Annotated in this window: 9 protein-coding genes; all 9 read right to left on the reverse strand. The window is 35.6% G+C overall.

The features are described from left to right. Positions 1-31: 31 nt before the first annotated feature. On the reverse strand, positions 32-3364 hold the full coding sequence (locus JF259_RS06785; RefSeq protein WP_199114557.1) for a SusC/RagA family TonB-linked outer membrane protein: 3333 nt from the start codon (positions 3362-3364) through the stop codon (positions 32-34). Between the two features lie 95 nt (positions 3365-3459). After that, positions 3460-4626 (reverse strand): FecR family protein, encoded by a 1167-nt coding sequence (locus tag JF259_RS06790; protein ID WP_199114558.1) that lies wholly within the window; start codon positions 4624-4626, stop codon positions 3460-3462. 207 nt (positions 4627-4833) lie between these two features. Then, on the reverse strand, positions 4834-5355 hold the full coding sequence (locus JF259_RS06795; RefSeq protein WP_199114559.1) for an RNA polymerase sigma-70 factor: 522 nt from the start codon (positions 5353-5355) through the stop codon (positions 4834-4836). A 233-nt stretch (positions 5356-5588) separates the two neighbouring features. Beyond that, on the reverse strand, positions 5589-5909 hold the full coding sequence (locus JF259_RS06800; RefSeq protein WP_199114560.1) for a panthothenate synthetase: 321 nt from the start codon (positions 5907-5909) through the stop codon (positions 5589-5591). Positions 5910-6041: 132 nt separating this feature from the next. After that, positions 6042-6926 carry a carbohydrate kinase family protein gene (locus JF259_RS06805; protein ID WP_199114561.1) on the reverse strand — a complete coding sequence of 295 codons (885 nt, stop codon included), beginning with the start codon at positions 6924-6926 and terminating at the stop codon, positions 6042-6044. A gap of 24 nt (positions 6927-6950) precedes the next feature. After that, positions 6951-8270 (reverse strand): saccharopine dehydrogenase C-terminal domain-containing protein, encoded by a 1320-nt coding sequence (locus JF259_RS06810; RefSeq protein ID WP_199114562.1) that lies wholly within the window; start codon positions 8268-8270, stop codon positions 6951-6953. Positions 8271-8403: 133 nt separating this feature from the next. Next, positions 8404-11715 (reverse strand): VCBS repeat-containing protein, encoded by a 3312-nt coding sequence (locus JF259_RS06815; RefSeq protein ID WP_199114563.1) that lies wholly within the window; start codon positions 11713-11715, stop codon positions 8404-8406. Positions 11716-11813: 98 nt separating this feature from the next. Continuing rightward, positions 11814-13334 (reverse strand): RagB/SusD family nutrient uptake outer membrane protein, encoded by a 1521-nt coding sequence (locus tag JF259_RS06820; protein ID WP_199114564.1) that lies wholly within the window; start codon positions 13332-13334, stop codon positions 11814-11816. A 27-nt stretch (positions 13335-13361) separates the two neighbouring features. Then, on the reverse strand, positions 13362-16724 hold the full coding sequence (locus JF259_RS06825) for a SusC/RagA family TonB-linked outer membrane protein (RefSeq protein WP_199114565.1): 3363 nt from the start codon (positions 16722-16724) through the stop codon (positions 13362-13364). Positions 16725-16745: the final 21 nt, after the last annotated feature.

Raw genomic sequence — 16745 nt, forward strand, 5'->3', positions numbered from 1 at the left:
TTTCATTTTCTAAAATTTAAGTTTTGAATAATTAAAATGCCAATTGCACGCCAATCGTATACGTTGATGTAGGTGGATAATAATTTACTCTACCACTATACGTTTCAGGATCCAGGCCAGACTCTACATCTGTAATTGTAAACAGGTTTGTTGCTCCGGTATAAATTCTAGCCTTTGATAACTTTAACTTATCCAATATGTTTTTGTTGAATGAATACCCAACTTGAATATTTTTAAGTCTTAAGTACGAGGCATCACGTATCCAAAAATCATTATATAAAAAGTTATTCTTATTTGAAGCTGCTTCCAATCTTGGGAAGGATGCATTTGGATTGTCTGGTGTCCATCTGTCTAAAACCCTAGTGGTCGTAAATATTTCAAAAGCCGGTCCTTCATTGGTTGCTCCATAAAAATAGTTTTCGGCCTTAGCTACTCCTTGCAAAAAGAAATTAATATCGAATCCCTTATAATCTGCCGAAAAATTAAAACTGTACTCATATCTAGGATTTGGATTTCCTATAATGGTTCTATCATCATCATTAATTTCTCCGTCACCATTTAAGTCTACTAACTTAATATCTCCCGGTTTTAACTCGGATTGGTTAGGCTGAGGTGCATGGTTATCAATCTCTTCCTGAGTTTGAAACAGCCCGTCTGATTTATAACCGTAAAATGACCACATAGGCTCACCCTCTTTCAATACGCTCCAAGCACTTATTGAAGGAGGTAAACCTCCAAAATTTGTTAGTTCGTTCTTAATATCGGTAATATTAAAGCCCATTGCATATTTAAATTCATGATCCCTGTTTTTATAGTTCAATGATAGCTCCCATCCTTTATTACTCACACTACCTATGTTAATTTCGGAAGACCCAAGCCCTACTAAAGGCGATATAGGCAAGTTTAGCAACATATCTTTTGTTTTTTTGTGGAACCAATCGGCTGTAATACCCAATTTCCCTCTAAACAACAAAAGGTCTATTCCTATATCGGTTTGCTCTGAGGTTTCCCAGGTAATATCCTCGTTAGCATAAGTGCTTTGAGAATAACCGTTAACCTGAACATCGTTAAAACTATAGCTATAGTTCGTATTTATATTTGATGCGAACCTGTACAATCCTATGTTTTGGTTACCTAGTTGTCCCCACGACCCTCTAAACTTTAAGTGTTGAATGGCAGAGATATTACTCATGAAATCTTCATTTGAAATAACCCAACCTCCTGAAAAGGATGGGAAAGTACCCCACTTATGACCTTCTGCAAACCTTGAAGAGCCATCATGCCTAATATTGGCTTCAAATAGGTATTTGTCTTTAAAAGAATAATTAATACGTCCTAAATAAGAAAGTAAAGCCCAGTCTTCACTATAACCAGCATTATCTTTGGATACAATATCACCTGTATTTAGCTCAGGAGAATCTTCATTATAAATATTTTGTCGACTCGCCCATAAGTAATTGCCAGCATTTTCTATTCTTTCTATTCCTCCTAAGACATTAAATGCATGTTCATCACCTATTGTAACTTCATAATTTAATATACTTTTTAATTTATGCCGCGTTTCTTCCCACCGGCTTTCGGACAACTCATTTGGCGTCCATCGGTGCACAACATTCGTTAAATCGTTAGGGTCTTTAAAATCAAAGCTCGCCTTAAAATTCTTATTTCTTATGTGTGTTCTTAAATAAGTGTAGTCTGTAGATAGCTTCAAACCTTTAAGTAAGTCCCAATCCAATCCTAAGTTAAGGCTCAAAGCTTCCGACACTCTTAAGTTTGTACCACTCTCCTTTAAAGCTGCCAGGGCATTGGTATTATCCTTATTTAAACCATAGGCTCCATTAGGATATTGTAGTACGTTAACCGGAGAACTCCCAACTATAGCACCTATAGCTTCATCAAACCTATTTGGTTTTCTGGCTTCTCTGCTGTTAAAATAAATGTTTCCTCTTAACCTAAAGGCATCACTTAATTTTAGATCGGTATTTAGCCTGGTTCCTATTCTTTCACTACCGGTGTTATACAGCATACCATCCTGATCCAGATAATTCACCGATAGTGCGATCCTAGCTAATTCGGATCCGCCCCGAACACTAAGGGAGTGATTTTGAACAGGTGCCGACTTAAATAACTCTTCAAACATATCAGTATATGGATAAGCTATAGGATCGGCCCCAGAAATGGTGTTTTGAATATATTCGTCTGAATATTTCTCAGGAAGTCCGGCATTAACCAAAGCTTCATTTACTAAATTTAAATAGTCCTCGGGTCCCACCAATTCTGGCAACGTGGCTGTTGTTTGCCACCCGGTATAACTATCGAGGTTTATTCTAAGCTTTCCTTCTTTACCTCTTTTTGTGGTAATTAACACAACTCCATTGGCGGCTCTGGAACCATATATAGATGAAGATGCGGCATCTTTTAACACAGAGATACTTTCAATATCCTGCATATTAATCTCACTGATAGGCGATTCGATCCCGTCTATTAAAACCAAAGGATCGGTACCGGCAGACACAGAACCATTACCTCTAATCTTAAAGGATAGGGTCTCTCCTCCTGGCGACCCTCCACGGTCTATAATAGTTAAACCTGTTGCAACACCTTGCAACGCCTGACGCGCATCGGTTAATGGCTTTGTCGTTAGCTCATCTCCCTTGATAGAAGAAACAGCACCAGTTAAATTAGCCTTCTTTTGAGTCGCATATCCAACCACTACAACTTCGTTTAAACCCTGAGCTTCTTCTTGTAATATTGCATTGATTTCAGTTTGGTTTCCAACCTCAATCTCTTTAGTTACAAAACCTAAAAATCGATACACCAAAACTGATTGGGAGCTTGACACTGCAATAGAATAATGTCCATCAAAATCGACCTGAACCCCTTTAGTTTCATCGCCCTTAACTGTGACAGTCGCCCCAGGAAGGGGTTGTCCATCCTGATCTGTGACAGTTCCCTTTACTTCAATTTGCTGTTGGTTTTCACTGCTAACTTCTTCTTTTTCCTTCTCCTTAATTACAATTGTATTGTTTTGCGTTAACTCAAAGTTAAGAGCATTCTCATTCAAACAAAGGTTTAATAGTTTACTTAACTCTATAACGCCTTTCTTTAATTGTACTTTTGGACTGTCCTTAAATAAACTCTTGGGGTAAATAAAACGATAATCTGTTTGTTTTTTAATGATTTTAAATACTTGATCAACCATAATGAGCTGATCTTTTTCTATTATTACCTTTTCCTGAGCAAAAGAACTTTTGGTTGTAAAGCTAAAAACTGTAGCACACAATAAAAAGATAAACGTTTTCATAATCATGAGTAACAACCGTTTTCGGATTTGAAAACGGACATTAATTAATTTAATTTCCATAAATTTGTTGGGTGTTAGTTAAACATTTAATTAATACGACATAAAGGGAGAGAAAGTTAGATACCGCCAAATGTCTGTGCTTCTCTCCTCTTTTTTTATTCTAATATTAGTTTTTTATCTTGAATCTCATAGGCTGTAATTTTTCCGAAATTTTTAATACTTGCTAATATCTCTTCTATTTTTTGGTCTTTTCCTAGCATTCCGTTAAACTCTTCTTTTTCCAATTCAGGGTTCTTAAATACCACCTCCATATCATACCATCGCGCCAAAACGCGCATTATATCCTTAAGCGACTTTTCATCAAAACTAAATACGCCTTCTTTCCACGAAATCTCATTGTACACATCAACAGTTGCTACCGAAATATTTTTTGTTTCAAGGTCGAGATTTGATTGCTGATTAGGTATTAAGTTTTGTTTGTTTCCTTCAAAACTTACAGCTACCTTGCCTTCTACCAAGGTTGTATAAACATGGGACTCATCTTTATATGCCTTTACATTAAATTGAGTCCCAAGCACCTGAATTTCTTGTTTATTATTAAGCACCTTAAACCCTGCTCCTTTATGAGCTGAGCTTGGGGATACTTCAAAGTAAGCCTCTCCATAAACCAACTCTACTTCACGTAGCTTACCTTCTGTAAAACTTACAGGGTATTTTAATTGGGATTCTGAATTTAACCATACTTTAGTTCCGTCGGATAGTGTCATGAAGAATTGACCGCCTCTGGGAATTGTTAAGTAATTGTATTCAACAGCTTTATTTGCTTTCTTTTTTGACACATAAACAAGTGCCTCTCCATTACTGCTTACATTATCATCTTGGTAACTTGTTCCTTTTTCTAAGGCTACATTGGCACCATTAGCCAGCGTAAGCGTCGCTTTATCGGTACCTATTTCAATATTATTAATATTAACAATGATTGGTTCAATACGCTCTGTCTCACTTTCTTTATTTAAGAATATGGTTAATGTTACCATAAGAGCAACGGAAGCTGCCGCTGCATACTTAAACCAAGGCTTCTTGAAGATTACAACACCGGTTTTTGTTTGCTTCTTTTGTGCCTTTAATAAAACCTCATCCCAAGCATTGTCTTTATCGATGGTATTGTATTCTGATATTTTATCTGCAAAACTTTCAAAATCAACATCCTTTACAAAGGGATATGTTTTTCTAAATTGTTTTAATTGCTCTTTACCTGTTGCGCTTAAAACTTTTAGTTTTTTCTTAATTATTAGTCTTGATATCTGAAATATATCATTCATTCCATTAATGCATTTACATATAGAACAACCAATAATTAAAAAGGTACTATTAAAATTTAAACTTTTTTAAAAAAAAACTTAACCCTTGTGTGATTTTGAGGAACGAAAAATTCACTCAAAATGGCATATTCTTACTGTTTTGATTCAAAATGAACAACGGGTAAAATTCAATTTTTTGTTACCTCTGAAACAAATAAAGTCGTGCAACTACGTCAATAAGAAGTAGATAATTGTTTCCATATCTTTAAACTGCTCTCGTAGTATTTTATAGGATTGCGACTTTAAAGTTTTAACCGTTTGTAATTTAATATCCAGGACTTCTGCTATTTCTGCATTTTTTAAACCTTTAAGGCTTAGTTGAATGATTTGCCGTTTTCTATCGGGAAGTACCTCAATAGCTTTATGCAACTGTCTAACAATCTCTTCTTCCAAGACTTGCTTTAAAAATAAATTATCATCTTCAACCGACAATAATGCACTTTCGGCATAACGTTCTTTTACTTTGTTATGTTTAATAATATTATAACATTTATTTCTGGTAACTTTATAGAGATATACTTTTAAGGACACCTCATCTGGAAAACTTTGATCTTTCTCCCAAAGACTTACAAAAATATCTTGCACTAAATCTTCACACTCATCTTTAAAGATCAAAAAGCGATTTGCATATATTACGAGTGCCTCATAATATGTGTAAAATATTTTTTTTAAATCACTTTTAGTAAGCACCTTAGATTTATAGATTAAAAGTTTTATTAAGTCTGTTTATATCTTGGAGGCTGTAAATTAACTAAATAATAATGAATTAACATATTTTGATATACTCCTTTTGTTGCATACGTCCTGATTAATTATCTCCTTGTTAGATACAACAACCAAAATATACTATTTACACTATGCCCTAAAAAAAGAACCACCATAATTTATAATTAGGCGGTTCCTTTAGATTAAAAAGTTTTCTTTTAATTCATCTGAACTCCATTCCACTTTTCGGCAAGCATAGTGAGGTTGGATTTCATTAAATCTTCTGTTGTCATTGCAATTCTAAACTCGCAAACGGCTTCAAAATTTAAAAACCAAGGTTCTGCTATAGAGGGAATAGCTGAAGGTTCAGCAACATCCACTATCATAACAGCTCCCCGATGGCCGTCTACTTCGGTAAAATAAATACTTTCTGGCTTGATATCTTCGACCACACGGCCAATGATCTCTCCTGCAGTACCATTTCTAACCATTGAATTGAAAGGTTCAATAGGGCAAGTTACATTAACTAACATTCTCATGACTATTGAATTAATTATTAATCTTCCTAAAATACGAAATAAAGAATGCTAAAACAATTATCAAGACCTTAACTTATTAACTTTAAACAACTTAAAAAACCACTTACCATCCTACAAAACCACAACAACATCTTAATATGATTTTACAAATGCCATGATTTCTGAATCTGATATTTTAGGATTTGCCCCTTCTCTTTGTGCTACCAAAGCACCTACTGCACATGCGAAATCGATAGCTTTTTGAGGCGCTTTTTTATTTAGCAATTGGCTAATTAAGGCAGCTAAAAATGAGTCACCTGCCCCAACAGTGTCAATCACTTTTACAAGAAATCCTTTATTATAATATAGCTTATCATTGTATAATAATATAGCTCCATGTGCTCCTTTAGTAACACAAAGGTGCTTAGTATTTGTTTTATTAGCAATAAACCTTAGATTTTGTTCTAATGAATTAAATGTAGCCCCCATGTTCCTACTAACTTCATAAAGCTCGTCATCATTAAACTTTATAAAATCGGCTTTGTCCATTAAATAAGTTAAAATATCTTTTGTATAAAAAGGAGGTCTTAAATTAAGGTCAAAAATTTTATATTTCGCACGATCTATAAGTTGGCACAATGTATTTCTGGAACTATCATCTCTAGCGGCAAGGCTTCCAAAGATAAAGGCATCGGCATTTTCAACAGCATTTTTGTTCATTTTGGTCAACCTTATTTTATCCCAAGCTCTTGGATATTTAATATCGTAAGATGCCACCCCTTCTTTGTTAAGCGTTACCTTTACCTTACCCGTTTTATACGCATTATGTTCCTGAACACAACTGGTATCAATACCGCATTCTTTAAGGTACTGTAAAGTATCTGCTCCACTTTCATCTTGTCCGATAGCACTAATTATGGACACATCATGATTAAATGATTGTAGTCTACTTGCCACATTTAATGGTGCTCCTCCAATCTTTTTATAACTAGGGAATACATCCCATAAGACTTCACCGAAACAGGTTATTTTTGACATGGTGATAAAAGTACAAAGAACAAATTAGTTTACATAGGTCTCACTAATTTCCACCATGTTAATCCCAAGCTTTTCCAACGCGGTCAGAATGGGCTTATAAATCGTTTTCTTGATTGGTATATGGACACCGGTTTCTGCTATTTCGCCATCAAGAATCATTTTAACACCAATAGCTGCAGGCAATGCAACGGTACGCGCAATGGAGGTATAGGTATCGTTTCCATAATCAAGCATTCTGGAAACAATGGTTTCTTGCTCTCCATCTGCTCTTGTTATATTAAACATATGCTGCATAATAACCATATCCCTTTCGGTTGTATCCATCATCATTTTTTCTATCATAAGATCAGATACCAAATCGAAAGCTGAACCAGTTTCCAAGTGAACCGGTTTCTCGTCCAATACTCCTAACCACTTGATAGCTTGTAACCCTGCATGTTTCTCATCAACACCAAACTTCTTTTTTATATCAATTTCTAGAGTCGCTCTACTGAAACCGTTCAATTCTGAAGTTATCTGGGCAAAGGTTTTACCTTTTAAATCCAACATATCATAACTGGTTAACTTGAGTGCTTTTAGCAAATCCATTGCTACACACCAATTCTTATAACGGAAGGTACCCCGATACATGGTTTTGGCTTCTGGAATACCATAAATATCAATATAAGGCAGGGAATCCCGATTAGGGTAAACATGCATTTCTTCAACTTCAGGAAAATCCACCACTAACGGATTTTTAAATAAATCGGAAGTATCTAAATTAATAATGTTTCCTTCCTTTAAAAATTGAGCACCATTATTACTTGCCATAACCACACCTTTTGGTGACCATGAAAACTTATATCGAAATGGATTATTGGCTACTTCTGGGGCGCAAAGGGCACCACACAACGAATAAAAAGCATCTATTTTACCTCCTTCGGCATGTACCCTATCTATTATTTGCATTGCGGTCATGTGATCATAACCGGGGTCGACACCTATTTCATTTAATATTAAAACACCAACTTCTTTTGCCTCTACATCCAATGCTTTCATCTCTGGTGAAACATAAGAGGTTGTCAACATATTCTTCTTATTAGCAATGCATTTTTTCGCAATAGTTACATGATGGGTGTAAGGCAGCAGACTCACGATAATATCATGTGTTTTTATAAGTGTATCCAAAGCATCCAACTCATCTATTGTCCAAGCAATGGCTTCACCATGGCTATAGCCTTCCAACACACTTTCGGCTTTAGCCTTGGTTCTACTTGCTATGGTGACTTTTATATTATTATCTAACAAATAATGAGCTATTGGTTTTACAACCATACCTGCTCCTAATATTAAAACTTTCTTCATGTATTTATACTTACTTTACTTATTAATAAACTCATTTAAAATGAGAATCATTTTGAATAATTTTTTGGAACTTTTAGGATATTCTATTCGTAGCTAAGAACAGATTTTTGAAGTGTTTCCTCGACTGGCTTTATTAATCATTAGTTTCTATAAGCAATAAGGAACCATTATTTCTGGCCAAGATTATTTTCTCTTTAGACCTACTCTGTATAGAATATATACTATTAATTTGACCATCTAATAAAATTCCACTTTCCAAAGCCGGAATAGGAGTAAAACCGTTTTCCCCATCATTCTTTAATAACTGACCATAACTGGCATCATTTCTTGGTGTTTCAACCTCCGACTGATACATATTCCCTGCTATTAGAATATCTTTTTTCTTGTCATTATCGAAATCTGTTATAATTATATCATTGACAGAAGAAATTTGAGCTTGGTTTGAAAGTGGGGCTACTTTAAATTGACTGTGCCCTTTATTTTCCAAAAGTACAGAAGCAAACATATAGGTCTTTAGATGCAAAGCTTTTTCTAATTTTTCTTTTCCATAAACGTCTATTAGTTTGGCACTACCAAAATCATTATAGGTTGGAAATTTTGCTTTTATAAAAGGCATTTGGTTAGATGAACATTCACGCCCACGTAATGGGAACAAATCTCCTTGATTGTAATACCCCAGTACGATGTCGTTAGTACCATTATCATCAAAATCCATAGAATACACTTCAAAAGGCGCTTCTTGACTGGCTCTGTATTTATAGTTTAACCCTAGATTCCCTACTACATAATCCATATCGCCATCGTTATCTAAATCGGCTTCTTTAATACAATTCCACCAACCATTCGTATTCTTAAATACATCGCTTTTGATTCTAAAGGTTTCGGAGTCTTTCTTAAAAACGGTTATGGGCATCCATTCTCCTACTACTATCAACTCGATTTGGTTGTCATTATCCAAATCGGTCCAAATAGCATCGGTTACCAATCCTAAGTGTTCCAATTCGGGAGCAACGGTTTCTGTAACATCTTTAAAATGCCCTGCATTGTTTTGTAACAGATAACTCTTCCCTGGATACGGATACTTTTGAGGCAACAACCTACTACCAACAAACAAATCTAAATCCCCATCATTATCAAAATCAAAAGGTTTAACACAGCTTCCACTTGACACTATTTTAGGCAACCTAAAATTTTCTTTATGATACCTTCCTTTATTATTAATGTATAAACGATCTTGATACATTGTATGCTTATCAGGCCATTCATTACCCCCGCTTACTACATATAAATCTAAATCGCCATCATTATCAGCATCAAAAAAAACGGCTGCTACATCTTCAAAATCGCTATCTTGTTTCCAAAGTTTATCATTTGATTCGCTGAATGTACCATCCAGTTTTTGTAAATACAATGCTGCTGTATAGCCCTTAGCAGCTCCAACGTAGAAATCTTCTAAGCCATCATTATTAACGTCTCCTACTGCTAATGCTGGTCCGAATTGTGACATTTTATGTGGAAGCAGACTCTCCTTTTCAAAATCATCATGCTCGTTTTCAATATGAAGATAATCAACCTTAGAGACTTCTGTAATATCTTTAAAATAGGGCTTATTTACTTCATCATGATGTTGCCTTTCAGTTGCATCCTGATAGTTCAGTGTCATTACATGATTGGCTTTTACGTTTTCCAAAACTTGGGTTTTACCATCTGTCCAAGTAACAGTTACCTTTTCGACATGCTCGTTATTACCCAAACCAAAATGCACCAAAGGTTGTACAGCCGATTGATATCCCCGAGTGACATAATTCTCGACAACTTGTTTTCTACCTTTAGATTCTATTTCTATTCTTGCTCCAATACCATATGGATTTTTAGCCGACCCTCTTAGCTTAAACTGGAGATAGTTTTTATCTGAATTATTTTTTAAAACTGTTGCAGCCTCATCAATATTATTAATTACCAAATCTAAATCGCCGTCATTGTCCAAATCGGCATATGCAGCTCCATTAGAAAAGGTTGTATTCGTAACTCCCCACGCTTGATTTGTTTTTGTAAATGTTAAATCACCTTTGTTTTTAAAAAAATAGTTTTGTGTTTTTCTTTGGGGTGTTTTTTGAACCAGCTCTTCGATAACAAGCTTCATTTTTTCTCCATTCTGCTTAGCTTGCTCTAAACGTTTGAGCTTATATTTTCTAAAATCGTTGTTTCTAAAATCACGTTTAAGACCATTACTAACAAATAAATCCTTAAACCCATCATTATCAAAATCTGCAAAAAGAGGTGCCCAACTCCAATCGGTATTAGAAACACCTGCCATCTGGGCTATATCACTAAACTTATGATCACCTATATTAAGTTGTAGGGTGTTGTACATATACTGATAATGAAAGCCATTATCGACTGCATGATTGAATGCTTTAGGATTCATACCACTCATACTGGTCTTTATGCCATAATTATCTTCGGCCACCATATCCAAAGTCATAATATCCAACAGTCCATCATTATTAACATCTGCAATGTCGGTTCCCATCGAGAAATTAGAAGTGTGCTTTATCGCTAATTTTAAGGCTTCCCTAAACGTACCATTGCCTTTATTATAATATAGGTAATCTTGTTCAATATAGTCGTTTGCGACATAGATATCTGGCCAACCGTCTTGATTCAAATCGCCTATGGAAACTCCCAAACCAAACCCTAATGTATTCCCTATAATACCTGCTTGTTTAGAAATATCGACAAACTTCCCATTATCATTTCTATACAGTTTATCACCTACCATGGTATTCTCCTGCATTTTATAATCTTCGGGGTTATTAGTATTTACGGGTGTGACATTATGATTTAACAGAAACATATCCAAGTCTCCATCTTTATCGAAATCAAAAAAAGCAGATTGGGTGCTATATCCCGAAAAATTTAAGCCATAATCTTTGGCTGCTTCCGTAAATGTTTCATTTTTGTTATTAATGTACAGTTCATTTTGTCTATTTGCTGCTTTTCCTTTTCCGGACTTTGACACATAAATATCCAGCCAACCATCGGCATTTATATCTACCATGGTTACTCCTGTAGTCCAGCCAAAACTTCCTTTCACCTTAGCCTTTTCGGTTATATCCTTAAATCTAAAATCGCCTTTATTTAAGTATAATTTATTTTCCTTTAGGTTAGAAGTAAAGTAAATATCTGGCAAACCATCGTTATTAATATCTCCAATAGCAACACCTCCTCCATTATAGAAATACTCATATACCATGCTATTCATAACACTACTTTCTGGTATTTCATTAATAAAATCGATGCCTGTTTGTGACACAGATAATTGCGTAAATAAAGTCTTTGATGGCAACTGTTTAACAGCTGGTTTAATATTACCGCTATCCTTACACGACATAATAATTGCAACAACCAGATAAACCTTAAGATATTGAATAAACTTGGCCATAATTAAACGCTCTAAAAATAGCAATAGAAATCACCTAAAGACGAAAAAATCTTTAGGTGATTCACTTAAAAATAACTAATCAAATACTACTAAATAACTTACCAACCTGTATTTTGCTGCAGGTTAGCATTTATGTTTATTTCCTGTAATGGAATAGGGTACACAATATGTTTCTCCTGAAAGTTCTCTGCAAAGGGTTTATTGTGACTTTCTAAAGTTGTTTTTATAGATTCTGTTGCAGTGCTACCGCGTTGCCATCTATACAAATCAAACCAGCGTATACCAAACTCCATAGCCAATTCTACTGGTCGTTCATGATGCCTAATTTGAGCTCTTAAGGCCTCTTTTGTCATACTTCCTAAAGGAACCGCTCCGCCTCTTTCCCTAACGAGATTAACCTGATCGATAGCCAACGTCGTTTTATCATTCTCATTCAATGCTTCTGCATACATCAATAATACATCGGCATAACGAATCACAGAAATATTAGTCCCGTTATAAAAATTCTCATCGGCATTCCAAGAATATTTCTTGAAATATTTTGGATGGTTTAATGCGTCTGACACATCGCTATACAACTGATTTTCACCCGCATCCATATTATACATTTCAGAATTGGGATCGTCGAAGAAAATGCTTTCATAAACACGCTCACTAGGATCTCCTGAAGCATCTAGATCTGTTTTCATTTCGTCTACCAACCATTGTGAGGGGTAAAATAGCTCCCAACCACCAAAGGCATATGGCGACACTTGAAAATTAAACACTTGTCGTTCGTCATTTCCATTAGATCGGTCTCCTGAAAATTGAATCTCAAAAATACTTTCTACGCCATTTTCTGCATTACCGTTAAAATTATCGCCATAGTTTGGCAGCAATGCATAGCCCATACCTGTCACTTCTTCCAGTTTAGATTCTGCTTGCCCCCATTTTTCTTGAAATAAATACACTTTACCCAATAGGGCTTTAGCAGCACCCTTAGTTGCTCTCCCCTTCCATTCTGAAGGATAATCTGTTGGCAAATCTGATTCTGACTCAGATAAGTCTGTTTCTATTTGTGCCCATACAGCTGATGGTTCTGCCTGATTTGGAAACAAATTATCCAATTCTCCACTAAAAGTTGTAATTAAAGGAACATTTTCAAATCCGGTTACCAACCAAAAATAGTAGTAAGCCCTCAAGAATTTCGCTTCTGCAATTAAGCCTTTTTTAGTAGCATCTGAAAGCGCTTCCATATCTGGCACTTTCTGTAATATTTGATTGGCTCTACCAATACCTGCATAACTAGCCTTCCAGATATTAAAAGGGCCACTTTCTTCGGTTGTATTAGAGAAACTTGCTAAAGAACGTCCGTAAGTTTCTGCTGTATTATTGGCCACATCATCTGCTCGGTACGCCATAGATGTATACATTTCCTCAAAAAAAGTCCATTTACTTCCATCAGCACCTTGTATAGCTGCATAGGCAGAGGTTAAGGCCTGCATTGCATGATCTTCGGTTTGCCAAAAGCTTTCTTCTGTTAGCACCTCTTTATTTTCAACTTCAATAAAATTGTCACTACATGAATTTGCAAACCCAAAAAATAGAATTGCAATTATTATATAATTAATATTTTTCATCGTTTTGTTTTTTTAATTAATGCCTAATTACATGGATAGATTAACACCAAAAATGAAAGATTTTGTCAATGGGTAAAACCCTCTATCTACCCCTCTTGTAAACGTACCTCCATTACCAAGTCCTGGATCGAATCCTGAGTAATTCGTTATTGTAAACAAGTTATTGGCTGTAATGTAAACTCTGGCTCTTGAAAGTTTTACTTTAGATGTTACATCTTCTGGTAGTGTATACCCTATTTGGATGTTTTTTAACCTTAAATAAGAACCATCTTCTAAAAAGTAGCTTGATGGGCGAATATTGTTATTAGGATCTCCAAAAGCATTTCTAGGTATATTACTTCCTGAATTTTCAGGTGTCCAAGCATTTAATAAATCGGAAGACATGTTGTTTCTATCGGTTCTATATAACCACATCTTCACACCATTATAAATTTTATTCCCTTGAGTGCCTTGAAAAAACAAACTGGCATCAAAGTTTTTATACTTAGCATTAAATGTTATTCCGTATTCAAAATCTGGCAATCCACTACCCATATATTTTTTATCGTCATCTCCCAAAACACTATCACCGTTCACATCTGCAAATCTTAAATCACCAGGAGCAGCATCGGGTTGGATGCCATGTGCATCGACTTCTGCTTGACTTTGAAAAATACCATCGGCTTGAAATAAATAAAAACGACCTATTTCGCCTCCAACCTCTGTACGTGTTGTTGGAAAGTTATTAAATTCTATAAAACCATCAGTAAACGACTCGTTAGCCACTCCTAATTTTGTTACTTTGTTTTTTGAGGTACTTATGTTTGCGGAAACATCAAAAGTAAAATCTTTAGCTGAGTCACTACTATAATTAAGCGACAATCCCCATCCTTTATTTTCAAGATTACCGCCATTGGTTAACGGGAACGATGTTATTCCAGAACTCGCAGGTATTGGAACAGACACCAACATATCGGTTGTCTTGGACATAAAATAATCGAAGGTTGCTTTAATGCGATTATTAAGCAGGGCTAAATCGACTCCTATATTGGTTGTCGCCGTTTCTTCCCATTGTATATCTGGTGTTGGCAATGAATTGGCTATGGCTCCAACTAATACGTTTTGACTCACACCTTCTCCAAAGGGATAATTTAACTGTTGTCCCCCAGAACCAATTCGAGCTAAAAACAAATGCTCCCCTATAAGCTGATTACCTAAAGTACCATAACTAAATCTAGGTTTTAACTGACTTACTAATCCCGAATCAAAAAACGCTTCGTTATGCAAAGCCCAGCCCAATGATACAGAATAGAACGTTCCATACTTATTATCGGCTCCAAATCGCGAGGAACCATCTCTTCTTACACTTGTTTGAACGTAATACCTATTGTTATAATCATAATTTAAACGTCCAAAATAAGACTGTAATGTGTTAGTTGAATTAAACCCAAAAGCAGATTCATCACCTATACCTGCACTTAACGCCAATAACTGATCTGATGCCAAAGTATTATTCGAACCTCCAACTGATCTAAATTCACTTTTTTCACGAGAAACTCCTAATAAAACATCCAAATCATGACTTCCAAATGCTTTACGAAAATTTACGGTATTGTTTAGCGTCCAGTCATTTGTTCGTGTTCTTGTCTCACTTAAAAATGGATCTTCATTTGTTGATTGGGGTCCAAAATTATAAGTTGGTAAAAAGAATGAAAAATGTGTATTTTCTACATTGGCTCCATATTGAAACTGATAGGTTAACCCATCAACAATCTCTAAGGTAGCCGATAAATTAAACTGTAAGTAATCATTTTGATTGGTACGATCGGTTAATTCGCCCACGCCAATTGGATTTTCAGATCCCAGTCCGTCTGCAGGCGTTGCAAACCCGTTAACCGAATTCGGATCATAAATGGCTTTATGCGGTAATTGTGAATAGATACTTAAAAATGGAGAGAAGCTGGCATTACCTCCTCCTATCGGCTCAAAAATATCACGGGTATTTTCTCTAGTATAACCAATACCAGGGGATACTTTTAACTTATCTCCCAACAGTTTGAAATCCATGTTCAAACGCGTGTTAAGCCTATTAAAATCCGTATTGATTACGGTTCCTGTATTCTCAAAATAACCACTGGAGAAGTTATAAGCCATCTTTTCAGAGCCTCCAGATATACCAATATCATGTTTTTGCTCGAAAGCATTGTTTAAATAAGCTCCAACCCAATCAGAATCTGCATAATCCATCCCATTCGTTAAATAGGGAGCAGGTGTAACACCAGCATTATTATAGGCTTCTAATTTTATCTGATCATGCTGGTTCCTATTGGCTACAGAAATATTATTTGTAATCGCATGTGTACTTAAATAAGAGTTTACAGTTACTTTAGGCTCACCCTTTTTCCCCCGCTTTGTGGTTACAATAACAACACCATTTGAGGCCCTTGACCCATATATTGTTGCTGCCGAGGCATCTTTTAAAATACTGATGTTGGCAATATCTGCCGGGTTTACATAAGATAAATCTCCCGGGATACCATCGATTACAAATAATGGATTGTTGTTCCCAATCGTCCCAAGACCTCTAACACGAATTACAGGATCACTTCCCGGAGCTCCAGAAGCCACAGATACATTAACTCCAGCAACTTGACCTTGCAAGGATGTAGCAATATCTGCTGTTGGTATTTTTTGAAGCTCTGATACATCTACCGACGTAATGGCCGCTGTTACTTCTTCTCTTTTTTGAGTACCGTACCCTACTAATACAACTTCGGCTAAACTTTGTGCATCTTCCTCTAAAACAACATCTATTTTAGTTTGATTACCAACGCGTATTTCTTTAGTTACAAATCCTAAATACCTAAAGACCAAAACAACTTGAGCGTTAGAAACCTCAATAGAGTAGTTGCCGTCAAAATCTGTTTGAGCACCTTTTGTTTCGTCTCCCTTAATAGTTACTGTCGCCCCTGGTAATGGGTTTCCAAACGTATCGGAAACCAAACCGGTAATTACTTGTTGCGTTTGTTCGATAAGCTTAACTGCTTTTTTATTCAAAAGAATAGAACCGTCTTCAGAGAATTTGTATTCAAAATCACCAAAAGACAAGCTTTTCCTCAATAAATCGCCTGCATTAATCTTACCTTTTTTTACACGGACTTTGGGCGCATTAATAAATAAATCTGATCTGTAGATAAAAGGATGGTCTGTTTGCTCCTTTATAAGATCAAAGACTTCTTCTACAGACAGCTCTGCATCGGCTTTAATAACAATTTTTGTGTTTTGGGAAAACCCATTGTTACCCCCCAGTCCAAAGGTCGCCATACAGCATAAAAAAATAAAAGCTCTCATAACCGTAATTAAAAGTTTTTTTCTATACCCTATAGGTACCTTAATAAATTTAGTTTTCATAAATTTGTTTGTATTAGTTAG

Source organism: Snuella sedimenti (genome assembly GCF_016428595.1).
Lineage (GTDB): Bacteria > Bacteroidota > Bacteroidia > Flavobacteriales > Flavobacteriaceae > Snuella > Snuella sedimenti.

Coding starts and splice junctions, on each gene's coding strand:
- JF259_RS06810 (WP_199114562.1), bottom strand. CDS start 8,270: ATGAAGAAAGTTTTAATATTAGGAGCAGGTATGGTTGTAAAACCAATA.
- JF259_RS06790 (WP_199114558.1), bottom strand. CDS start 4,626: ATGAATGATATATTTCAGATATCAAGACTAATAATTAAGAAAAAACTA.
- JF259_RS06805 (WP_199114561.1), bottom strand. CDS start 6,926: ATGTCAAAAATAACCTGTTTCGGTGAAGTCTTATGGGATGTATTCCCT.
- JF259_RS06785 (WP_199114557.1), bottom strand. CDS start 3,364: ATGGAAATTAAATTAATTAATGTCCGTTTTCAAATCCGAAAACGGTTG.
- JF259_RS06800 (WP_199114560.1), bottom strand. CDS start 5,909: ATGAGAATGTTAGTTAATGTAACTTGCCCTATTGAACCTTTCAATTCA.
- JF259_RS06815 (WP_199114563.1), bottom strand. CDS start 11,715: ATGGCCAAGTTTATTCAATATCTTAAGGTTTATCTGGTTGTTGCAATT.
- JF259_RS06820 (WP_199114564.1), bottom strand. CDS start 13,334: ATGAAAAATATTAATTATATAATAATTGCAATTCTATTTTTTGGGTTT.
- JF259_RS06825 (WP_199114565.1), bottom strand. CDS start 16,724: ATGAAAACTAAATTTATTAAGGTACCTATAGGGTATAGAAAAAAACTT.